Source organism: Chromobacterium phragmitis, assembly GCF_003325475.1.
Lineage (GTDB): Bacteria > Pseudomonadota > Gammaproteobacteria > Burkholderiales > Chromobacteriaceae > Chromobacterium > Chromobacterium phragmitis.
This window is the reverse complement of record NZ_CP029495.1, coordinates 789,286-811,256: the sequence shown is the minus strand read 5'-3', so window position 1 is coordinate 811,256 and position 21,971 is coordinate 789,286. Positions and strand designations below refer to the sequence as shown.

At 59.3% G+C, this 21,971-nt stretch carries 21 protein-coding genes, 1 tRNA gene and 2 pseudogenes; 18 read left to right on the top strand and 6 right to left on the bottom strand.

Going from position 1 to position 21,971, the window contains the following annotated elements; genetic code table 11:
* Positions 1-20 precede the first annotated feature (20 nt).
* The 4 genes from DK842_RS04040 to DK842_RS04025 are packed head-to-tail and all read left to right on the top strand — an operon-like array spanning position 21 to position 2,540.
* A complete protein-coding gene (locus DK842_RS04040) occupies positions 21-362 on the top strand; it encodes a PadR family transcriptional regulator (RefSeq protein WP_114060203.1) in 342 nt (113 codons plus the stop codon).
* Positions 359-1,450 (top strand): DUF1700 domain-containing protein, encoded by a 1,092-nt coding sequence (locus DK842_RS04035; RefSeq protein WP_114073116.1) that lies wholly within the window; start codon positions 359-361, stop codon positions 1,448-1,450. The genes DK842_RS04040 and DK842_RS04035 overlap by 4 nt, the downstream gene beginning before the upstream one ends.
* Before the next feature lie 35 nt (positions 1,451-1,485).
* Positions 1,486-1,764 carry a DUF1700 domain-containing protein gene (locus DK842_RS04030; protein ID WP_114060201.1) on the top strand — a complete coding sequence of 93 codons (279 nt, stop codon included), beginning with the start codon at positions 1,486-1,488 and terminating at the stop codon, positions 1,762-1,764.
* Between the two features lie 17 nt (positions 1,765-1,781).
* A complete protein-coding gene (locus DK842_RS04025; RefSeq protein ID WP_114060200.1) occupies positions 1,782-2,540 on the top strand; it encodes a hypothetical protein in 759 nt (252 codons plus the stop codon).
* Positions 2,541-2,652: 112 nt separating this feature from the next.
* On the opposite strand, the gene DK842_RS04020 is transcribed toward DK842_RS04025, so the two are convergent.
* On the bottom strand, positions 2,653-3,210 hold the full coding sequence (locus DK842_RS04020) for an adenine phosphoribosyltransferase (protein WP_114060199.1): 558 nt from the start codon (positions 3,208-3,210) through the stop codon (positions 2,653-2,655).
* Between the two features lie 109 nt (positions 3,211-3,319).
* Positions 3,320-4,618 (bottom strand): NCS2 family permease, encoded by a 1,299-nt coding sequence (locus DK842_RS04015; protein ID WP_114060198.1) that lies wholly within the window; start codon positions 4,616-4,618, stop codon positions 3,320-3,322.
* A gap of 164 nt (positions 4,619-4,782) precedes the next feature.
* On the opposite strand from DK842_RS04015, the gene gmk reads away from it, so the two are divergent.
* From gmk to DK842_RS03965, 10 genes are all read left to right on the top strand, one after another.
* Positions 4,783-5,415, top strand: coding sequence for a guanylate kinase (gmk, locus tag DK842_RS04010; protein WP_114060197.1), 633 nt, complete (start codon positions 4,783-4,785; stop codon positions 5,413-5,415).
* An 82-nt stretch (positions 5,416-5,497) separates the two neighbouring features.
* Positions 5,498-5,704: a DNA-directed RNA polymerase subunit omega gene (gene rpoZ / locus DK842_RS04005; protein WP_011137316.1), complete on the top strand. Its 207-nt coding sequence runs from the start codon at positions 5,498-5,500 to the stop codon at positions 5,702-5,704.
* A 20-nt stretch (positions 5,705-5,724) separates the two neighbouring features.
* Positions 5,725-7,881: a RelA/SpoT family protein gene (locus tag DK842_RS04000; protein WP_114060196.1), complete on the top strand. Its 2,157-nt coding sequence runs from the start codon at positions 5,725-5,727 to the stop codon at positions 7,879-7,881.
* Positions 7,882-7,886: 5 nt separating this feature from the next.
* On the top strand, positions 7,887-8,087 hold the full coding sequence (gene thiS / locus DK842_RS03995; RefSeq protein ID WP_021478756.1) for a sulfur carrier protein ThiS: 201 nt from the start codon (positions 7,887-7,889) through the stop codon (positions 8,085-8,087).
* Positions 8,088-8,129: 42 nt separating this feature from the next.
* Entirely contained in the window at positions 8,130-8,930 is an 801-nt protein-coding gene (locus DK842_RS03990) for a thiazole synthase (RefSeq protein WP_114063597.1), read from the top strand.
* A 163-nt stretch (positions 8,931-9,093) separates the two neighbouring features.
* The gene (gene rpsU / locus DK842_RS03985) at positions 9,094-9,306 is read left to right on the top strand and encodes a 30S ribosomal protein S21 (RefSeq protein ID WP_021478758.1); all 213 of its coding nucleotides are present in this window, start codon (positions 9,094-9,096) and stop codon (positions 9,304-9,306) included.
* A gap of 110 nt (positions 9,307-9,416) precedes the next feature.
* A complete protein-coding gene (locus DK842_RS03980) occupies positions 9,417-9,863 on the top strand; it encodes a GatB/YqeY domain-containing protein (protein ID WP_114060195.1) in 447 nt (148 codons plus the stop codon).
* Positions 9,864-9,880: 17 nt separating this feature from the next.
* On the top strand, positions 9,881-11,695 hold the full coding sequence (gene dnaG / locus DK842_RS03975; protein WP_114060194.1) for a DNA primase: 1,815 nt from the start codon (positions 9,881-9,883) through the stop codon (positions 11,693-11,695).
* Positions 11,696-11,772: 77 nt separating this feature from the next.
* Positions 11,773-13,701 carry an RNA polymerase sigma factor RpoD gene (rpoD, locus tag DK842_RS03970; protein ID WP_114060193.1) on the top strand — a complete coding sequence of 643 codons (1,929 nt, stop codon included), beginning with the start codon at positions 11,773-11,775 and terminating at the stop codon, positions 13,699-13,701.
* A 91-nt stretch (positions 13,702-13,792) separates the two neighbouring features.
* Positions 13,793-13,871: transfer RNA gene (locus DK842_RS03965), tRNA-Ile, on the top strand.
* A gap of 49 nt (positions 13,872-13,920) precedes the next feature.
* Here DK842_RS03965 and DK842_RS03960 read toward each other — a convergent pair.
* Entirely contained in the window at positions 13,921-14,115 is a 195-nt protein-coding gene (locus DK842_RS03960; RefSeq protein ID WP_198414626.1) for a tyrosine-type recombinase/integrase, read from the bottom strand.
* 100 nt (positions 14,116-14,215) lie between these two features.
* Between DK842_RS03960 and istA the strand changes: the two genes are divergently transcribed.
* From istA to DK842_RS23800, 4 genes and pseudogenes are all read left to right on the top strand, one after another.
* Complete coding sequence (gene istA / locus DK842_RS03955; protein ID WP_114063596.1) at positions 14,216-15,709, top strand: IS21 family transposase; 1,494 nt, start codon at positions 14,216-14,218, stop codon at positions 15,707-15,709.
* Entirely contained in the window at positions 15,702-16,502 is an 801-nt protein-coding gene (istB, locus tag DK842_RS03950; protein WP_114060181.1) for an IS21-like element helper ATPase IstB, read from the top strand. Before istA ends, istB begins: the two co-directional genes overlap by 8 nt.
* 466 nt (positions 16,503-16,968) lie before the next feature.
* On the top strand, positions 16,969-17,577 hold the full coding sequence (locus DK842_RS03945) for a YagK/YfjJ domain-containing protein (protein WP_114060192.1): 609 nt from the start codon (positions 16,969-16,971) through the stop codon (positions 17,575-17,577).
* 147 nt (positions 17,578-17,724) lie between these two features.
* Positions 17,725-18,437: pseudogene (locus tag DK842_RS23800) on the top strand (IS5 family transposase); the annotation flags it as partial.
* Between the two features lie 115 nt (positions 18,438-18,552).
* On the opposite strand, the gene DK842_RS03935 reads toward DK842_RS23800, so the two are convergent.
* The 3 genes and pseudogenes from DK842_RS03935 to fumC form a co-directional block, all read right to left on the bottom strand.
* Positions 18,553-19,509 (bottom strand): diguanylate cyclase domain-containing protein, encoded by a 957-nt coding sequence (locus DK842_RS03935; protein WP_114060190.1) that lies wholly within the window; start codon positions 19,507-19,509, stop codon positions 18,553-18,555.
* 575 nt (positions 19,510-20,084) lie between these two features.
* Positions 20,085-20,383, bottom strand: a pseudogene (locus tag DK842_RS24225) (transposase); the annotation flags it as partial.
* Between the two features lie 190 nt (positions 20,384-20,573).
* Positions 20,574-21,959 (bottom strand): class II fumarate hydratase, encoded by a 1,386-nt coding sequence (gene fumC, locus DK842_RS03925; protein ID WP_114060188.1) that lies wholly within the window; start codon positions 21,957-21,959, stop codon positions 20,574-20,576.
* Positions 21,960-21,971 lie beyond the last annotated feature (12 nt).

The window sequence follows — 21,971 nt, the reverse complement described above, 5'->3', positions numbered from 1 at the left end:
AGTTGTTGAGGAAGGCAACGATGAAGACACAATTGAAAAAAGGCACGCTGGACATGTGCGTGCTGGCGGCGCTGTCCCAGGCCGACAGCTACGCCTATGAGCTGGTCAGCAAATTATCGCAGGGGATGGATATCAGCGAAGGCACCATCTATCCGCTGATGCGCAGGCTGCAGAACGAATCGTGGGTCAGCACCTATCTGGTGGAGTCATCATCGGGCCCCTCGCGCAAGTATTACAAGCTGACCGAAGCCGGCAGGCGCGAGTTGGAGACGATGAGGCGGGAATGGCAGGAGTTTGTGGCCGAAGTGGAAAACGTGCTGCGCGGCGACGCGGCGGCATCGACAGAGGGAGCGCGGCAATGACGAGGAAAGAGTTCCTGAGCCAGCTGGAGCGGGGCCTGTCCGGCTTGAAGCCGGACGCGGTGCGCGAAATCCTGGCCGATTACGAAGAGTATTTCAATGACGCCCAGGCCGACGGCCGCGACGAGGCCGAGGTCGTGGAGGCTTTGGGCAACCCGCAGAAGCTGGCGCGGGAGTTGAAGGCGCAAAGTCATTACAGGCAGTGGCAGGAGCACCGCTCATTCAGCAATTTGTCGCGGGTGATGGCGTCCATCGCCGGGCTCGGCGTGTTGAATTTCGTGTTGGCGATTCCGTTTCTGATCTACCTGATGTTCCTGACCATAGGCTACATCGTTTCGGTCAGCTTCCTGCTGGCGGGCCTGGCCACGGTGCTGGCCTGGGGCAGCAACAGCCTGTTCGGCTGGCCGGAGTTCAGCAGCAAGAGCCTGGATATCGGCGGCTATTCGCATGCAGGCCATGGCGCTTGGGATGGCGAGGCGGCGGACGAGCAATGGCGAATCGACGGCGGCCGGCTGGTGCTGGACCCGGACAGCGGCAGCCGCATTCAGCTGATAACCCGGCAGGGCGACGCCATCCTGATCCGCCGCGACGGCGACAAGTTGACGGTGGAGGCCAGCCAGCCGGCGGCCCGCCAGCTTGCCCAGCAGGTGGACGACGAGATCAGCGTCAACGCGGGGTCGGTGGCGGAACTGGTGTACACCGGGCGCGACGGCGCCGGCGCCACGCTGAAGGTGGATGGCAAGGGCGGCCTGACCCGCCTGCAGGCATCCGGCGGCGGGCAGGAAGTGAAAATCAGCGCCAGCGGGCCGCATGGGCTGACCGTGCTCAAGGATGGCGACAGCGTGCTGGAGATCAGCGAAAGCAAGGTGATGGTCAAGGATGGCGACAGTCTGCTGCACATCGAGGCGCTGCCGGGCATGTCGGTCGGCATGAGCGCGGCGGTGGTGGGGCTGTGCCTGCTGCTGGGCGGCGCGCTGGGGCTGGTGTTCTGCGTGTGGCTGACCCGGCTGACCTGGCGCGCGCTGGTGGCTTATGTGAAATATCAGATCGAATTGGTATCCGGCAAGGATCGCGACAACGCCGCGGCCTGACGCCTCAATCTCGCAATGCGATGGGAGTATGGATCATGAAGAACGACGCCTGCCTGCAACAGCTGCAACTGACCCTGGTCGAATTGCCGGAAGCCGAGTTGCGCAAGATTCTGAACGATTATCGCGGCTATATCCGCGGCGCGGCGGCGGATCGCGCCAGCGAAAACCGATTGCTGGCTGTTTTGGCCGAGACCCGGCAGTTGGCCGCCGGCTTCGCCGGCCGCCGCCGTCCGGTCCGTCTGGCCATTCGCGCCTTCGCTCTGGCCTTTGCGCTGGCGGCGACGCTGGCCGGCTACTGGTTGTTTCTGCAATGATGCCGAGGAGAAGTGAAATGCATATCGTCAAGACCGCCTGCGCGCTGCTGCTGACGGCCGCGGCCGCCCACGCGGAGGACGCGGCCAGCATAGACCGGCTGAATTTTCGCGGCGACGCGCTGAAGCTGGAGTTGACCGCCGACGCGGCCAAGCCGTACAAGCTGGAACTGGAGAAGCGCAACTGGTCGGATGCCGATTGCAAGGTGGCCGCGAGCCGGCTGGGCAAGGATCTGACCTTTCAGATCGATCTGGGCAAGCTGGGCGGCGACCGCTGCAAGCTGACGGTGCGCGGCAACGTCAAGCCGGGCAAGCAAGTGGATGTGAGCCTGAAAGCTTTCGACGGCGAGTTGAGGGGGCGGTTCGACGCGGTGCGGCTACGGGCCCAGGCGTTGAAGGCGGACATCAAAGGTGCTTACGGCGTGGTGGCGCTGGGCGGCGACGCGGTCAAGGCCGACGTGGAGGCCGATGTCGGCGAGCTGAAGGCCAAGAGCGAGGCGTTGAGCCTGGATTTCAAGGGGGCGAGCCGCGGGCTGCGCCTGGATGGGCAGGCGGTGAAGGCCGATGTCGAATTGCTGGGCGCGCAGCCGGCCGCCAGCGTGGAGGTGAAGGGCCAGATGGTGAAGCTGGCGTTCCGCGTCAACCGCCAGGCCAAGCTGGACTACCAGGTGAGCGGGCAGGCCAACAAGGTCAGCGGCGACTGGCTCAATACCCCGGGCGCGCCGCTCAAGCTGCGGGTGGATGGCCAGGCGGTGAAGGTTTCTTTGGAAAAAAGCTGAGTCATGGCATGACTCCGTGTCCCTTGCCCGGCGTTGAGCCGGGCTTTTTTCGTGGGCATGAAAAAACGGAGCCTTTGGCTCCGTTTTTCTTGCCAAGCCGCCAGATTCGGGTTTAGTGGCCTTCGTAGCTGCAGACGGTGAACAAGTCCAGGCCGCCATCGCGCACCAGCTTGCCGCCGCCCAATTCCGGCAGTTCGATGATGGCGGCGGCTTCCAGCACGTCGGCGCCCATGCGCTTGAGCAGCTTGTAGCCGGCCATCATGGTGCCGCCGGTGGCGACCAGGTCGTCGATCAGGATCACGCGGTCGCCAGGCTTGCAGGCGTCGGTGTGCATTTCCACCGCGGCGTTGCCGTATTCCAGCTCGTATTCCTCTTCCACCGTGGTGAAGGGCAGCTTGCCCTTCTTGCGGATGGGCACGAAGCCGACGTTCAGCTCGTAGGCCAGCACCGAGCCGATGATGAAGCCGCGCGCGTCCAGGCCCGCCACAAGATCCACCTTCTCCATCATGTAGCGATGGACATAAATGTCGATCAGCATGCGGAAGGTTTTCGGATTCTGCAGCAGCGGGGTGATGTCGCGGAACATCACGCCCTGTTGCGGCCAGTTCGGCACCGTGCGGATCCAGCCCTTCAGATAGCTGGAATAATCGAGATTGCTTAGGTTTTCCATGGGGCTATTGTACTTCGAAATCAAGAGACTGTGCCGGCTGACTGACACGGTTCGCGGCGACGGCCTGCGCGTAGCGGGCAGGCCGTCGGATGAAGAGATTATTGTGCTTTTAGTGGAAGAAAGCCAGCTTGAAGATCCACAGCGCGGCGATGATCAGCACCGCCGGGCGCAGGTCGGCGAAGCGGCCGGCCAGGATCTTGATCACGGCGTAGCTGATGAAGCCGAAAGCGATGCCGTCGGCGATGGAGAAGGTGAACGGCATCGCCAGCGCGGTCATCACCGCGGGGGCGGACTCGGTCAGGTCGCTCCATTCGATCTCGGCCAGGCCGCGCGCCATCAGCACGGCGACATAGCACAGCGCCGGGGCGGTGGCGTAGGCCGGGACTGTGGCGGCCAGCGGCGACAGCCACAGCGCGGCGAGGAACAGCAGCGCCACCACGACTGCCGTGAGGCCGGTGCGGCCGCCGACAGCGGTGCCGGCTGCGGATTCGATGTAGGCGGTGGTGGACGAGGTGCCCATCGCGGCGCCGGCGGTGATGGCGATGGAGTCGGCCATCAGCGCGCGTTTCAGCCGCGGCAGCTTGCCGTCCTTGTCCAAAAGGCCGGCGCGGTGCGACACGCCGACCAGGGTGCCGGTGGTGTCGAACAGGTCGACGAAGAAGAACACGAAGATCACGCCGATCAGGCCGGCGTTGAGCGCGCCCTGGATATCCATCGCCATGAAGGTGGGCGCCATGCTCGGCACCGGAGCGACGATGCCCTTGAACGGCGACAGGCCGAAGGCGATCGACAGCACGGTCACCACCAGGATGCCGATGATGATGGAACCCGGCACCTTGCGGTATTCCAGCGCCACGATCAGGAAGAAGCCGAAGATGGCCAGCAGCGCGGTGGGTTTGTGGATGTCGCCCAGCGTCAGGTAGGTTTCCGGATGCGGCGCGATCACGCCGGCGTTTTTCAGCGCGATGATGGCGAGGAACATGCCGACGCCGGCCGAGATGGCGAACTTCAGCGATTGCGGGATGGCGTTGACGATGGCCTCCCGCACCTTGAACAAGCTGACCGCCAGGAACACGATGCCGGAGATGAAGACCGCGCCCAGCGCGGTTTCCCACGACAGGCCCATGCCCTTGACCACGCTGAAGGTGAAGTAGGCGTTCAGGCCCATGCCCGGCGCCAGCGCGATCGGGTAGTTGGCCACCAGGCCCATGATGGCGGTGCCCAGCGCGGCGGCGAGGCAGGTGGCGACGAACACCGCGTTCAGGTCCATGCCGGTGGAGGACAGGATCAGCGGGTTGACCAGCACGATGTAGGCCATGGTCAGGAAGGTGGTGAAGCCGGCTATCACCTCGGTTTTCACCGTGGTGCCGTGCTCCTTGAGCTTGAAGAAGCTTTCCAGCAGTTGCATGAAAAATGACTCCGGACGACGCGAGCGTTCTGAAAACGCGGCATTATCGGCCAGCGGGCGCTCAAACACCTAAATCTTGACGTGAAAATATGTCATTGCTTAACACTGGCGGCCTCGCTGTGCTATCCTGAAAAATTACTCTTTGGTAAACGTTGGTACGTTGTATGAACCAGGCCGTCGGCAACATTTACATCGTGGTGGCGCCGTCCGGCGCCGGCAAGACCTCGCTGGTGGCGGCTTTGCTGCAGGCAGAGCCCAGCGTCGAGCTGTCTATCTCCTATAGCACCCGCGCGGCGCGCAAGGGCGAGGTCGATGGCGAGCATTACCATTTCGTCAGCCGCGAAACCTTCGATGAAATGAAGTCGCGCGGCGATTTCCTGGAGTGGGCCGAGGTGTACGGCAACTGCTATGGCACCAGCGCGCCGTGGATACGCGGCCGCCTGGAGGCAGGCCGGGACATCCTGCTGGAAATCGACTGGCAGGGCGCCGAGCAGGTGCGCGAGGCGTTTCCGGACGCTATCGGCATCTTCATCGCGCCGCCCTCCATCGAGGAGCTGGAGCGCCGCCTGCGCGGCCGCGACACTGATGCCGAAGAGGTCATCCTGCGCCGCCTGGCTTCCGCCCGCGCCGAGATCGACAAGATCTCCGAGTATGACTACATCGTGGTCAACGACGACTTCGAGCGGGCGCGCCAGGATCTGATCAGCATCGTCCGCGCCCAACGCCTGAAGAGCGCGCCGCAGTGCCGCCGTCTGGCCGACATGTTCCGCCGCATGGGCACCGCCGCCGCGAAATGAAAATAGTTCCGTCCCGCTCGTGCCGGACGGAGCGAAAATCGATATAGTGAACCCTGTAACCGTCATTTAGCTGAGAGAAACCATGGCCCGTATTACCGTTGACGACTGCCTGGACCGCATCCAGAACCGTTTTGACTTGACCCTGGCTGCCGCCTACCGCGCGCGCCAAGTGGCTTCCGGCGCCAGCGCCTTCGTCGAGCCGGGCCGCCACAAGCCGACCGTGATCGCCCTGCGTGAGATCGCCGCCGGCCATGTCGGCAAGGAAGTCCTCAACCGCGGCAAGGCCTGATTGCCGGACGGAGCAAGACGATGGGCACCGGCATTGAGGCAGGCATCGATTACAACGCCTTGATCGAGTCTGAAGCGGCGGCGTTCCTGGAGAGCGCCGCGCGCTACCTGAAGCCGGAAGACGTCGAAATGCTCAGGCTGGCCTTCCTGGTCAGCCGAGAGGCTCACGAGGGTCAGACTCGCAAGAGCGGCGAGCCCTACATCACCCATCCGCTGGCGGTGGCGACCATGCTCACCGACTGGCGGCTGGATGTGCAGGGCCTGGCCGCCGCGCTGCTTCACGACGTGCTGGAAGACACCGGCGTCACCAAGCCCACGCTGATAGAAAAATTCGGCAAGATCGTCGCCGATCTGGTGGACGGCCTCTCCAAGCTGGAGCGGCTGGAGTACCAGACCAAGGAAGACGCCCAGGCCGAAAGCTTCCGCAAGATGGTGCTGGCGATGGCGCGCGACATCCGCGTCATCATCGTCAAGCTGGCTGACCGGCTGCACAATATGCGCACGCTGGACTCCATGCGCGAAGACAAGCGCCGCCGCATCGCGTTGGAAACCTTGGAGATCTACGCGCCGATCGCCAACCGCATCGGCCTGAACAAGGTTTACCGTGAGCTGCAGGACCTGGCGTTCAAGCATCTGCACCCGCACCGCTACAGCGTTTTGTCCAAGGCGGTGCGCGCCGCGCGCGGCAACCGCCGCGAAGTGGTCAACAAGATTTTGCTGGCTGTCAGTCAGCGGCTGGTGCAGAGCAATATCGAGGCCACGATCAAGGGCCGCGAGAAGAACCTCTACAGCATCTACAAGAAAATGCAGGAGAAGCACCTGTCCTTCTCCGAGGTGCTGGACATCTACGGCTTCCGCGTCGTCGTCAACGACATCCCAGCCTGCTATCTGGCGCTGGGCGCGCTGCACAGCCTGTACAAGCCGATTCCCGGCAAATTCAAGGATTACATCGCCATTCCCAAGGGCAATGGATACCAGAGCCTGCACACGACGCTGTTCGGCCCCTACGGCACGCCGGTGGAGATGCAGATCCGCACCCGCGAGATGCATAACGTGGCCGAGGCCGGCGTGGCCTCGCACTGGATGTACAAGAGCGGGGAGGGCGTCAACACCGCGCAGCAGCGCACCCATCAGTGGCTGCAGAAGCTCTTGGACATGCAGGAGGAGAGCGACGACGCCGTCGAATTCCTCGAGCACATCAAGATCGACCTGTTTCCGGACGAGGTCTACGTGTTCACGCCCAAGGGCAAGATCATGGTGCTGCCGCAGGGCTCCACGCCGGTGGACTTCGCCTACGCGGTGCATACCGACGTCGGCCACCGCTGCATCGCCGCCCGCGTCAACCATGCGCTGGTGCCCTTGCGCACCGCGCTCAGGAACGGAGACACCGTCGAGATCATCACCTCGACCCAGGCCAAGCCCAATCCGTCGTGGCTGGCCTTCGTGCAGAGCGGTCGCGCCCGCTCCGGCATCCGCAATTATCTGAAGAGCTTGCAGCGCGAGGAAGCGGTGGCGCTGGGCGAGAAGCTGCTCAGGCAGGCGGTGGGCGCGCTGGCGTCGACGCCGCTGGCGGTCAGCGAAGAACTTCGCGTCGAATACTTCGCCGCCTACGGCGAAAAGATGAGGAGCTTCGACGATGTGCTGGCCGAGATCGGGGCCGGCAAGCTGCTGCCCATCGTGGTGGCGCGCCGCATGCTGGAGCTGGCGGGAGAGCGGCTGGGCGAGGGCGTGCGCGTCGGTCCCATCACCATTCGCGGCAACGAGGCGGGCATGGTGCAGCTGTCCAATTGCTGCAACCCGTTGCCGGGCGACGACATCCTGGGTGTGATGACCAAGGGCCAGGGGCTGGTCATTCACCGGGTCAGCTGTCCCAACGCGCGCCGCGCGGATCCGGACAAGCTGCTGGAAGTCAACTGGGAGGCTCAGCGCGACCGGATGTTCGGCGTCACTGTCGGCGTGTTGTCGCGCAACGAGCGGGGCGCGCTGGCCGACATCGCCACCGCCATTTCCCAGGCTTCGGCCAATATCGAAAGCGCCGACACCCAGGACAGCAGCCGAGACGGCGACAGCCTGTTCAATATCCATTTCCGCCTGCAGGTGGAGGGGGTGGAGCATCTGGAGCGCGTGCTCGCGGCCGTCCGCCAGTTGGCGGTGGTGCAGCGCGTGGAGAGAAAGTGAGCCAAATGAATCTACGCATCAACGGCGAGGACAGAAGCTTCGCCGGCATCGCCACGTTCGCGGAGCTGGTCGCCGCGCTGGATCTGGCCGGCAAGCGCATCGCGATCGAGCGCAACGGCGAGATCGTGCCTCGCGGCAGCTTTGCCGAGGCGAGGCTGGCCGATGGCGACGAGCTGGAAATCGTGGTGGCGGTCGGCGGCGGCTGAGACTGTCCGCCCGCCATTCTGACGTCAATGGAAGAAAAGGGAATGCAGGTGGACGATAAACTGGTGATAGCCGGCCGAGAGTACGGTTCTCGCTTGCTGGTGGGGACCGGCAAATACAAGGATTTCGAGCAGACCGCGGCGGCGCTGGACGCTTCCGGCACCGAAATCGTCACCGCGGCGATACGGCGCGTGAACCTGGGCCAGAGCGCTAACGAACCGAATTTGCTGGACTTTTTGCCGCAAAACCGGTATAACCTCCTGCCCAACACGGCGGGATGCTATTCCGCCGAAGACGCCGTGCGCACCTTGCGGCTGGCGCGGGAGCTTCTGGACGACCATCGTTTCGTGAAGCTGGAAGTGCTGGGGGACCCGAATAATCTGTACCCCAATGTGAAGGAAACCCTCAAGGCCGCCGAGGTGCTGGTGGCGGAGGGATTCGATGTCTTGGTTTATACCTCGGACGACCCCATCGTCGCGCGCGAGCTGGAGCAGATCGGCTGCTGCGCGATCATGCCGCTGGCCAGCCTGATCGGCTCCGGCATGGGGATACTGAATCCGTGGAACCTGCAATTGATCATCGAGCAGTCCAATGTTCCCGTGATCGTGGATGCCGGCGTCGGCACCGCGTCCGACGCGGCGATCGCGATGGAATTGGGCTGCGACGGCGTGCTGATGAATACCGCGATTGCCGCTGCGCGCAATCCGGTTCTAATGGCGCACGCCATGAAATTGGCCGTGGAAGCTGGCCGCGCCGCCTATCTGGCCGGCCGGATGCCGAAACGTTTTTATAGTGCAGTGCCAAGTTCTCCTAGTGAGGGGGTGATTTCTTCCGTCAAGTCGTGATGTTCATGGCCCAGGCTGGCCGCGCCAAACCGCGCAAAACACCACAAGATGACCTGACGTTGTCGTTTCAGACTTTTACAAATGCAGTAACATTGCTAAAATGCTGTTTTTACAGGCGGCGGCTTTAGCCACGCCCTAAAGAAATCTAAGGACCCTTAAGTAAATGCCGACTATTCGCGTTAAAGAGAACGAACCGTTCGAAGTTGCCCTGCGTCGTTTCAAGCGCTCCGTGGAAAAAACTGGCCTGCTGACCGAACTGCGCGCCCGCGAGTTCTACGAGAAGCCGACCACCGAACGCAAGCGCAAGCACGCCGCCGCGGTTAAGCGCCACTACAAGCGCATCCGCAGCCAAATGCTGCCGCCGAAACTCTACTAAGAGTTTTCCGGCATCAAGCAGGACCGCAGGCCATGCCTGCGGTTTTGCCATTTGTACTCCCGAATTTCCCCCGCTGCCCGCGCAGCGCCTGATTTCCAAGTGAGCACGACATGAGCCTCAGAGTTCGCATCACCGACGACATGAAGTCCGCCATGAAAGCCAAGGAAGCCGACAAGCTGGCCGCGATCCGCCTGCTGCTGGCCGCCGTCAAGCAAAAAGAGGTGGACGAGCGCATCGAACTGGACGACGCCGGCGTCATCGCCGTCGTCGACAAGATGATCAAGCAGCGTCGTGACTCCATCTCCCAGTATCAGGCCGCTCAGCGCCAGGATCTGGTCGACAAGGAACAGGCCGAGATGGACGTGCTGATGGGCTATATGCCGCAGCAGCTGTCCCAGGCCGAGATCGAGGCGCTGATCGCCAAGGCGGTGGCCGATACCGGCGCCGCCGGCATGCAGGACATGGGCAAGGTGATGGGCGCGCTGCGTCCGCAATTGGCCGGCCGCGCCGACATGGCGCAGGTGTCCGCGCTGATCAAAGCCAAGCTGAGCGCCTGAGGCCGAGGCGGCAGGACTTGATTCCGCAGGATTTCATCGACCAACTGCTGTCCCGCGTCGACATCGTCGACGTGGTGGACCGCTACGTTCCGCTGAAGCGGGGCGGGCAGAACTATATGGCCTGCTGCCCCTTTCACAAGGAAAAGTCGCCCTCATTTACGGTAAGTCCCAGCAAGCAGTTCTATCACTGCTTCGGCTGCGGCGCGCACGGTTCGGCCATCGGCTTCGTGATGGAGTACCAGGGCATCGGCTTCATCGATGCCGTCAAGATGCTGGCCGAGGGCATCGGCATGCAGGTGCCGAACGAGCGCGAGGTCAATCCGGAAGCCAGCCGTAAGGCGCGAGAGAAGCAGGTGTCGCTGGAGCAGCTGATGCAACAGGCCAGCGATTTCTACCGGCGCGAGCTGAAGGGCGCGGCCAATGCCGTCGCCTACTGCAAGGGACGGGGATTGTCCGGCGAAGTCGCCGCCCGCTTCGGCCTGGGCTACTCGCCGGACGGCTGGCAGAACCTGGAAGCCGCGGTCGATAACTACCAGGACGACAAGCTGGTGGAAGCCGGCCTGGTGATCGTGGCCGAGGATAGCGGGCGCCGCTATGACCGCTTCCGCGACCGGCTGATGTTCCCGATCCGCAACCAGCGCGGCGCCATCGTCGGTTTCGGCGGACGCGTGCTGGGCAAGGGCGAGCCGAAGTATCTGAACTCGCCAGAAACGCCGCTGTTTGAAAAGGGCCGCGAGCTGTATGGCTTGTATGAGGCGCGGCAGGCGATCCGGGAGAAAAACCGGGTGCTGGTGGTCGAAGGCTATATGGACGTAGTGGCGCTGGCGCAATACGGCATCGGCTACGCGGTGGCCACGCTCGGCACCGCCACCACCGGCGAGCATGTGCGCAAGCTGCTCAAGCACGCCGAGCAGGTGTATTTCTGCTTCGACGGCGACGCCGCCGGGCAGAAGGCCGCCTGGCGCGCGCTGGAGAACAGCCTGCCGCAGCTGGTGGACGGTAAGGCGCTGAATTTTCTGTTCTTGCCGACCGAGCATGATCCGGACAGCTATGTCCGCGAATTCGGCGCCGACGCGTTTGAGCAGTTGCTGGTTCAGGAAAGCCTGCCGCTGTCGGTGTACTTCACCCGCGAGCTGTGCCGCGGCATCAATCTCGGTACGCCGGAAGGCAAGGCGGATCTGATCCGCCAGGCGACGCCGCTGCTGGCCCAGATCGCCGCGCCGGCGCTGGGTTACATGATACGCAAGCGGTTGGCCGAGATGGCGGGCGTGGATGTCGACGAACTGGACATGCTTACCGGCGGCGGCAAGCCGCAACGCTTCGAGCGCGGCAACCGCGGCGGCGGCAACCGCGGCGGCGGCAAGCGCGAGTACAGGCTGCCGGAGCAGTCGCAGCGGGTGGTCAACACCACCATGGTCAAGAAGCTGATCAAGTGGTTGTTGATGAATCCGCAGTGGGCGGGCGACGTCAAGCTGCCAGACAGCCTGGCGCTGTCGGATGAGCTGGGTTGCTTTGCAATGCTGGCCGAGCGGGTGCTGGAGCACGGCGAGGCACCGAACACCGCGAAATTGATCGAAGGACTGCGCGGCACGCCGTACGAGGGTTTGATCGACAGCGTGCTGCAGCAGGCGATGCAAGACCCGGACGAATTCGCCGATCCCGGCGAGGACGACCGGCAGTTGTTTCAGGACGGCAACGCCCGGCTGCTGAAAATGCTGCATGCGGAGCAACTGGAGCGGCTAAAACTGAAGGACCGGCACGAAGGACTGACTTCCGAAGAGAAAGTCCTGATGGCCCAGCTGTTGCGGGAAATGTTCTCGTCGCCGAACTAACGGGTTCGGCGGAAAAGTTCAGGTAGTTGTGTTATAATCAACTGTTTTTTTCGGCTTTTTTTCAAGCAGGAAGCGAAATGGCGGCCTCTCCCGAAAACCAGAAAGATGTGCAGGACAGCCAACAGGAAGTGATGAGCCTGGAAGAGCAGCGGAAACGCTTGCGCCAGTTGATCGCCCTGGGCAAGGAGCGTGGGTACCTGACCTACGCCGAAATCAATGACCACCTGCCGGAAGACGTGTCCGACGCCGAGCAGATCGAAAACATCGTCACGATGATAGCCGGTCTGGGCATTCAGGTGTGTGAAGAAGCGCCGGACGCTGAAACCCTGCTGATGTCCGACGCCACCCCTTCGGTGGCGGATGAGGATGCCGTGGAAGAGGCCGAAGCGGCCCTGTCCTCGGTGGACTCCGAATTCGGCCGCACGACCGACCCGGTCCGCATGTACATGCGCGAAATGGGTTCGGTCGAGCTGCTGACCCGCGAAGGCGAAATCGAAATCGCCAAGCGGATCGAGGACGGCCTCAAGTACATGATCCAGGCCATCTCCGCCTGCCCCGGCACGATTGCCGAGGTGCTGGAGCTGATGGAGCGCGTGGCGCGCGATGAAATCCGCGTAGACGAAGTCGTGGACGGCTTCATCGACCTCAATGCCCCGACCGAGGACGAAGCCCAATTCGCCGAGCCGGAAGACAGCGACGACCTGTTGGACGAAGAGGACGAAGAGGAAGAGGACGAAGACGGCAATGTAGACGCCGACGCCGACGCCGCTGCCAATCTGGAAGAACTGAAGCAGCACGCGCTGGAGCACTTCGCCGGCGTGCGCATGCTGTTCGACAAGATGGTCAAGGCGTTGAGCGCCAAGGGTTCGCAAAGCAAGGAATACCAGGAGCTGCAGGACGCGATCACCACCGAGTTCATGTTGGTGCGCTTCGCGACCCGCCAGGTGGAAAGCCTCTGCGAGTCGCTGCGTGGCCGCGTCAACGAGATCCGCACTTACGAGCGCGACATCCAGGATATCTGCGTCAGCCGCGTGCGCATGGACCGAGCCCACTTCATCAAGGTGTTCCCGGGCAACGAGACCAACCTTGACTGGGTGGAAAAAGAGATCGACTCAGGCAAGGCCTGGAGCGAGGCGCTGACCCGCTTCAAGCACGCGATCATCGAGAAGCAGACCCGCCTGTCGGATTTGCAGGACCGCGCGATGCTGACGATCAAGGCGTTGAAGGAAATCAACCGCCAGATGTCGGCCGGCGAGTCCAAGGCGCGCCGGGCCAAGAAGGAAATGATCGAGGCCAACCTGCGTCTGGTGATTTCCATCGCCAAGAAGTACACCAACCGCGGCCTGCAGTTCCTCGACCTTATTCAGGAAGGCAACATCGGCCTGATGAAGGCGGTGGACAAGTTCGAATACCGTCGCGGCTACAAGTTCTCGACCTACGCCACCTGGTGGATCCGCCAGGCCATCACCCGCTCCATCGCGGATCAGGCGCGCACCATCCGCATTCCGGTGCACATGATCGAGACCATCAACAAGATGAACCGCATCTCGCGGCAAATCCTGCAGGAAAGCGGCCGCGAGCCGGATCCGGCGGAGTTGGCCGAGAAGATGGAGATGCCGGAAGAGAAGATTCGCAAGATCATGAAGATTTCCAAGGAGCCCATCTCCATGGAAACCCCGATCGGCGACGACGACGATTCCCATCTCGGCGACTTCATCGAGGACCAGAACAACCTGGCCCCATCCGATGCGGCAATGTACTCCAGCCTGAAGGATGCGACCAAGGAAGTGCTGGACACGCTGACTCCGCGCGAGGCGAAAGTCCTGCGCATGCGTTTCGGCATCGACATGAATACCGACCACACGCTGGAAGAAGTGGGCAAGCAGTTCGACGTGACCCGCGAGCGTATCCGCCAGATCGAGGCCAAGGCGTTGCGCAAGCTGCGCCATCCGACCCGTTCCGAGCGCTTGCGCAGTTTCCTGGACAGCGAGCCGGGCGGCCAATAAGCATAACGCTTTAGTCGAATGGCATCCCCAAGTTCCTTGAATAAAGGGCTTGGGGATTTTTCTTTTCCTCGCTATAATGGCCCCCTCTTCAGGGCCTCTAGCTCATGCTTGGTTAGAGCAGCGGACTCATAATCCGTTGGTGCCGAGTTCGACTCTCGGGGGGCCCACCAAACAATCAAGGGGTTGCGCGCAAGCGCAACCCCTTTTGCTTTGTCGGGTTCAACAAAGGTTCAACGCGCGTAGCGGGTTCAGCTCGCGGGTTTCGCTCAAATGGTCGGGTGAGAGATGGGCGTACCGCATGGTCATGGTGAGGTTGTGGTGGCCCAGCGCCCTTTGCAGCACCAGGATGTTGCCGCCGTTCATCATGAAGTGACTGGCAAAGCTGTGGCGAAGGACGTGGGTGTGCGTACGCATAGAAAATTACCCAGTTTTCAGGAGCTAGTGCGCGTTCAAAACTACCCAGGATGTTCAATCCCCCTGCTGAATTTTTCAGCAGGAGAATGGAGTGATCACCATGAAAGAACTGGGCATTGTTCGCAGGTTGTTCTACCGAGATGGCCTATCGCTATCTGAAATTGAGCGGCGAACTGGGCTGACCCGCAAAACGATCCGTCACTGGCTCAAGGCGGCGGAAGGCACGGCGCCGAAGTACCAGCGGAAACCCGCTGAAACCAAGATCGCACCGTATGCGGTGCAGCTCACCAAAATGCTGGAGACGGACTTACACCGTCCCAAGCGCGAGCGCCGCAGCGCGCTCAAGCTCTTTGCCGAGCTCAAGGCAGCAGGGTTCTCCGGCGACTACAGCCGAGTGACGGCCTTCATCCGACAGTGGCGGGCTGGTGGTGGCACGAGCCAAACCAAGGCGTACGTGCCACTGCGCTTTGAGCTGGGTGAGGCTTTCCAATTCGACTGGAGCGAGGAGCGTCTGGTGATCGGCGGCATCTGGCGCAAGATCATGGCGGCGCACCTCAAGCTATGCGCCAGCCGCGCCTTCGTTGTGCAGGCCTATCCCACCCAAAGCCACGAGATGCTGTTTGATGCCCACACCCGCGCATTCACGGCACTCGGCGGCATTCCGCGCCGCGGCATCTACGACAACATGAAGACTGCCGTCGACAAGGTCAAACGTGGCAAGGCACGAGCGGTCAACACCCGCTTCGCCGCGATGGCATCGCACTACCTGTTCGATCCGGACTTCTGCAACGTCGCTTCCGGCTGGGAGAAAGGCGTCGTCGAGAAAAATGTGCAGGACAGTCGCCCGCGCATCTGGCAAGAGGCCGCCAAGCAACGGTTCAGTAGCTTTGCAGAACTGAACGTCTGGTTGCTTAGTCGTTGCCGCACGCTATGGCAGGAGCTGCGCCATGGTGAGTTCGATGGCCTCACCATCGCCGAGATGCTGGAACATGAGCAGCCACAGCTGATGCCGATGGTCACGCCATTCGACGGCTACGTGGAGACGCTGGGCAAGGTCAACAGCATCTGCCTGGTGCACTACGACCGCAATCGTTACTCAGCACCCTGTGAGTTGGTCGGCCAGATGGTGAGCATTCATGTTTACCCTGAGCGGATCGACCTGGTGGCCAACGACGCTATCGTGGCCACCCACGCGCGCCGGTTCGGCAGCCACCACACGAGTTACGACTGGCAGCACTACCTCCCGCTGATCGAGCGTAAGCCCGGCGCTCTGCGTAACGGTGCGCCATTCGCCGACCTGCCAGATCCGTTACAGCGGCTGCGACGGCTATTACTCAAGCGCGAAGGCGGTGACCGCGTCATGGCCAAACTGCTGGCGGCGGTGCCACGCTCGGGGCTGGAGGTCGTGCTGGTTGCCGTCGAGCTGGTACTGGAGTCGGGTAACCCGAGCGTCGAGCACATCGAGAACGTACTAAACCGGCTCAAGCAGTCGCCGATGCCGGAGCAGGCGGAAACGCAGCTCGCCGTCCAGGAAGCGCCGCTGGCTGATCCAGAACGCTACGACAGCCTGCGCACGGGAGCCCGCCATGGATGAGATCGCGAGCAAGCTAAAGGCATTGCGGCTTTACGGCATGGCCGGCGCCTGGGATGAGATCGTCACGCAAGATGCCCAAAGCGCTATCGAGTCATCGCGCTGGCTGATTGAACACCTGCTGGCCGCAGAGGAAACCGACCGCGCCATGCGGTCAATCAGCTACCAGATGCACGCCGCCAGGTTTCCTGCGCATCGCGACCTGGCGGGGTTCGACTTCAGTCAGACTAAGGTGGATCAGCATTTGATCGCCGAGCTGGCAGACCTGTCGTTCAGCGAGAGTGCACATAACGTCGTGTTCATTGGTGGCACGGGTACCGGCAAAACACACCTTGCCACCGCATTGGGCGTGTCTGGCATTACGCGCCACGGCAAACGGGTACGCTTCTTCTCCACCGTGGATCTAGTCAACTTGCTGGAGCAGGAGAAAGCGGCGGGTAAGGCGGGCAAGCTGGCGTTCGCGTTGATGCGGGTTGACCTGGTGATTCTGGACGAGCTGGGTTACTTGCCATTCAGCCAGGCAGGTGGGGCCTTGCTGTTCCACCTGCTGTCGAAGCTGTACGAGCACACCAGTGTGATGATTACCACCAACCTGACCTTCGGCGAATGGGCCAGCGTGTTTGGCGATGCCAAGCTGACGACAGCCTTGCTCGACCGATTGACGCACCACTGCCATATCGTCGAGACGGGTAACGAGTCCTATCGGTTCCGTCATAGCAGCGATACGGCGAAATCGAGAATCAAGGCCAGGGAGAAAACGCGGCTAGGAGGGGCTGACGAAGCAGAGCCATTCTAGGTACTGATCTACCGGGGGTGAGGGTCACAGCACCAAGCCCTCGGTATTGGTGACATCGAACTGAATCAGGCTACTGGAATGTATTAGACTTATCCACAGCCACCCCTAGACGGAAGTGGCTTTCCTCCCTGGGTAAAATTCAACGCGCAGAGTTGGGTAATATCGGACGCGCAGCGGACAAGCTAATAACTCTGTATATTAACCTGTTTTATTAATTGCCCGCCCTGAGGACATTTTTGACATCTTCATACAAGGAGTTCCTGCATTTTTTAATGTAGTTCATTCTGGTATATGTTTATTATTGGATTATTCATTTCTTTTCATTAAGAAGAGAGGTGCTTGCCTAGGCAGCTGTCTTGATAATCAAAGCCATGGCAGTAATTGACAAGCCATGGGTCATTAATAAGCAAGTTAAATTATTATTTGTTATCCCTATTTATTGAGAGGAGCAAATAAAGGGATTTCCATGAATATTTCTTTTCAACCTGACTATGAATTTTCTGAGGTAAATTGCCAGAGTGCGATCAATTTCATCTTGAACTGCAAACGTAATGGCTACAAGAGAGTCATGGCAGTGCGTGTGGACTTTCTGATAAGAGACCAGTTTCAGCAGGGCATGTCTGTTTTTGAGATTCAGGAATACAAGACAAGGCTTTGGAACAATCGTCGTGGGAAGCCTAGCATCTTTGAACATTGCCTGGGTTGGGTATGGGCTTTGGAGTACACGGAAGAGGCTGGCTATCACTACCACTGCTTGTTTGTGTTTAATGCCGATAAGGTTCAGGCGGATGCGTACTATGGTGATCAGATTGGTGAGTATTGGATGACTATCACGGAAGGGAAGGGGTGTTACAACAACTGCAATCGAAATAAGCAACAGTACCGTTACCTTGGCGTTGGGCGTATACGTCTAGATAGCGAAGAAGAGCTGCACAATCTCTGCAATATCGTTATCCCATATCTTGCTAAAGACGATAATCAAGTACGATCTGCAATTAATCGTGATTTGGTGGCAATGGGTACGATGCCGATTAAGGTTCGTACCTTTGGCTGTAGCAATAATTTGAAGTTTTGATCGATTGCATGGGATGAACAGATTTTTCTTGACCTATATCGAATGGTTCTATTAAATGATGCTACTCATTACTAGCAGGCCGTTGAAAAACCAACAACCATTCATTTGGTATAATCATCAACATCCAACGAACCGCGAAAGCACCCGATGAGAGGCGTCCGCAACGACACGCAGACCAATCTGTTCAGCTACATCCAGCTGGAAGATCGCATCCCGGCCAATCACCCGCTGCGCAAGATCCGCCAGATGGTCGACCTGGTGCTCGGCTCGATGAATGAGGTATTCGACGGCTTATATTCCCGCGTCGGGCGGCCTTCGATTCCGCCTGAACATCTGCTGCGCGCCTCCCTGCTGCAAGTGCTCTACACCATCCGCTCCGAGCGGCTGCTGGTCGAGCAACTGGACTATAACCTGCTGTTTCGCTGGTTCGTCGGCCTTTCCGCCGATGCCCGCGTATGGGATCACTCGACCTTCTCACAAAATCGCGACCGCTTGTTTACCGAAGACGTCGCCCGCGCCTTCTTCATTCGCGTACGCAGCCTGGCCGAGTGGGGCAAGCTCACCAGCGACGAACATTTCAGCGTCGAGGCACGCTGATCGATGCCTGGGCTTCGCACAAAAGCTTTGTTCACCAGGATGACGACACGTCCCCACCCGCAGGGCGCAACCCGGACGTCGATTTCCGGGGCGAGAAGCGAAGCAACCAGACGCATCAATCGCGAACCGATCCGGAAGCGCGACTGGCCTGCAAGAGCGCCGGCGACGCCAGCCGCTTGTGCCATATGGCCCATATCCTGACCGAGAACCGCAACGGCCTGGTTGTGGACGTCTCGGTGTCCGAGGTCAATGGCCGCGCCGATGGCAAGCCAATGGAAGTAGCAGTCTGCCAGAATTTAGCTATCTGATTTACCATCAATCTGGTATCTGTTTGTAAAATAAAATATACCCATTCATTGAATGTCCTTATTCAATTAACTAGTCTTTTTTGAAATGATAGGCTATTTGGTTTCCTCCCGATTTTTTTGCTCGATACATTGCGGAATCCGCGAGAGCTACTAAAATGTCAGGATCGCTTGCATCCAATGGGTAAATAGCGACTCCCATACTTGCTTTGGGGATGGTAATGTTGCCATCAAAATTGATTGGTTGGCGTATGGTATCTGTTATTCTTTTTAAAATCATAAGGCATTCAGACCATTTTTTTAGTCCCGACAGCAATAAAACAAATTCATCTCCCCCCAGTCTGGCAGCAGTATCTCCAGCTCTGATTGTAATTGATAAGCGATTAGCAACCTCTTTTAAAACGATATCACCACTATGATGGCCATGCTGGTCATTGATAATTTTAAAATTATCTAGGTCTAAAAAGCAAACGGCAAGCTGTGTTTTATTTCGATCCGCTTGGGAGATGGCCTGAAGAAATCTGTCTTTGAAAAGTAGTCGATTGGGAAGGCCTGTTAGTGAGTCAATGTGAGCGTTTTGAGTGACTGCAGCTAAATCCAGTTTCTGTTGGGTTATGTCTCCCATAATTCCGACGTAATGAGTTATTTTTCGATATGAATCATAAACTGCTGAAATGCTAAGTCGTATGGCATACAAGCTGCCGTTGTGATGTCGATTCCAGACTTCCCCTTGCCATTGTCCTTGCTTGTATATTTCTTGCCACATGGTCGCAAAAAAATGTCTGCTATGAATTTCAGATGCGAAAATTTTAGGTGTATTGCCTAGAATTTCTTCATTGCTAAATCCCGTGATTTGGCAAAGCGCTTGATTGATTTCTAACACTTTTTGATTGTTGTCAGTGATGCATATCCCTTCGCTAGTGTTTGTGAAAAGAGAGTCCGCCAATCGAAGCCTGGCTTGAATTGACCATTTTTTATACGGGTCACAGTCGATAGTGTTTTTTCTATTGAATATGGAAGGCAGGTCCATTCATACCTCCTTGGCGGTGAGCGTAATTGAGTGTTTAAAATTTCCGCATTCAGGGCTCACTCTTCCAGTTTGATAGAGTGGTAAGGCGTTTTATGTTGTCAGTTTCAATAGTCAAGTAAAATAGGGACGATATTTAAAGTAGAACGGTTCAGTTGATGAATGACTTTGCTTTAATGAATTTCGATTTTTTGTGCATGGTTTCATTTCTGGGAGACTCTGTTTCATAAGTCCAAAGCAAGATGACTCTCCTCTTTTCTAGAACAGATTTATGCCGCTACTACCCTGCATGCTGAAGCGCTTCTACTAACTTGCCTCGCTGTCTCTTGGCCATCGAAGCGCCGGATCATCATGCTTTTCCCTGCAGTTTGAAGCAATACATCTTGATTTCCATCAAATTGCGGCGATGGCAGTTGCTTCAGCGTTTCCTGATTGTCCTGTTGGGGCCTGGGGAGTCTTGTGCCGAGTACTTGCCCAGTGAAATTCCTTTCTATCGTCGCATGGGGATACGCCCCGTGGCATCACGCGGCGTAAACGCCGCATTGCGTGTCTTGCTATCTAAAGCGCTGCTGCCGCTCATGCAGGCTGGATGAAATGCGCTTACTCTTGTTATGGGGAATGCTGACTTGCAGCGTTTGCTGACGCCAAAACAGGGGGCAGTCGTTCGGGAGGCTCAAGCCCGGGCCTGTCGGCTTGAACAGACTTTGGATGAAACCGATGGTCTGTCTTAACGCCAGCCCAAACGGATTCTTGATGGTTAAACAGACCGTAATGGCCGCATCATTGTAGGTCTGCGTTTGGGTTAGCATCCTCTGTGGCCTTGTCTGCCACATCATGCTGCTATTCAGCCAGATGGACAGGTGCCACGCCGTATCAGGGCTTGCTTGTAGGCTTTCCTGGTGCTTCGGCACTGCTACGGGGCAGATGTGCTCATGTGGTCAGCCCACAAAGCCTAGGCGAGCCCGGATTTTGCGATAAGCCCTAATAGGTTTTCCCAGGCTCGCCTAAGCAGCAGTTTAGGAGCAATTAGCGGTTTTTTGTTGAAAAAGTTATAAACTATGCATTTTTTATATCATATCCTGCGGCTTGACCCAGGCATCAAACTGTTCTCCGCTGAGATAGCCTAACTCCAGCGCAGATTGCCTCAGCGTGCCGCCGCACTGATGAGCGTGCCGGGCGATGGCGGCTGCCTTGTCATAGCCGATATGGGGATTGAGCGCGGTGGCAAGCATCAGAGACTGCTCCAACAGTTGGCCGATACGCTCGCGCCTGGCCTGCATGCCCTGCACGCAGTGTTGGCGCAAGCTGGCCATGCCATCGGTCAGCAGGCGTACGCTTTGAAGGAAATTGTGCGCGATTAGCGGCTTGAATACATTGAGTTCGAAATTGCCTGAGGCCGCGCCGATGGAGATCGCTACATCGTTGCCCATCACTTGGCAGCATAGCATGGTGACGGCTTCGCATTGCGTAGGGTTGACCTTGCCCGGCATGATGGAGCTGCCTGGCTCATTTTCCGGGAGCGCCAGCTCGCCCAAGCCACATCGCGGGCCGGAGGCGAGCCAGCGGATGTCGTTAGCTATCTTCATTAACGAGGCGGCCAAGGTTTTCAGCGCCCCATGGGCTGAAGTGAGCGCATCATGACAGGCCAATGCGGCGAACTTGTTGTCGGCGCTCGCAAACGGCAAGTGAGTCTGAGTTGACAGAATGTCCGCCACCTTGGCACCAAAGTGCGGATGGGTATTGAGGCCGGTGCCGACCGCGGTGCCGCCTATCGCCAATTGGCACAGCGCCGGCAGGCTGAGCTGAAGCGCCTGTTCAGCATGTTGCAGCTGGGCGGCCCAGCCTGAAATTTCCTGGCCCAGCGTCAGCGGCGTGGCATCCTGAAGGTGGGTGCGGCCGATTTTGATGATGTCGGCGAATTCGAGCGACTTTTCCTCTAACGCCTGCCGCAGCCGAGCCAGGCTGGGCTGCAGCCTATGATTCAGTCCGATCACCGCCGCCACATGCATCGCGGTGGGAAACACATCATTGGACGACTGGCCGAGATTGACCTCGTCATTTGCGTGAACCAGCCGCGACGGGCCGCGTTTTCCGCCCAGCAATTCTGAGGCGCGATTGGCCAACACTTCGTTCAGGTTCATATTGGTCTGGGTCCCAGAGCCGGTCTGCCAAAGCGACAAGGGGAATTGCTTGCTGTGCTGATTTGCCAGCACTTCATCCGAGGCGGTGACGATTGCCTGGGCTTTAGCCTCGTTCAGTAGCCCTAGCTCCTGATTGGCGAGCGCCGCCGCGCGCTTCACCATAGCCAGCGCCAGAATCAGTTCCGGCGGCATTCGCTCGCTGGAAATCGCAAAGTGTTCAAGCGAGCGCTGGGTCTGCGCGCCCCATAGCGCGCTCTCTGCCACGTCAATCGGGCCGAAGCTATCGGTCTCCGCACGTTGTGCTTTGCTCATCTTGATTGGCTC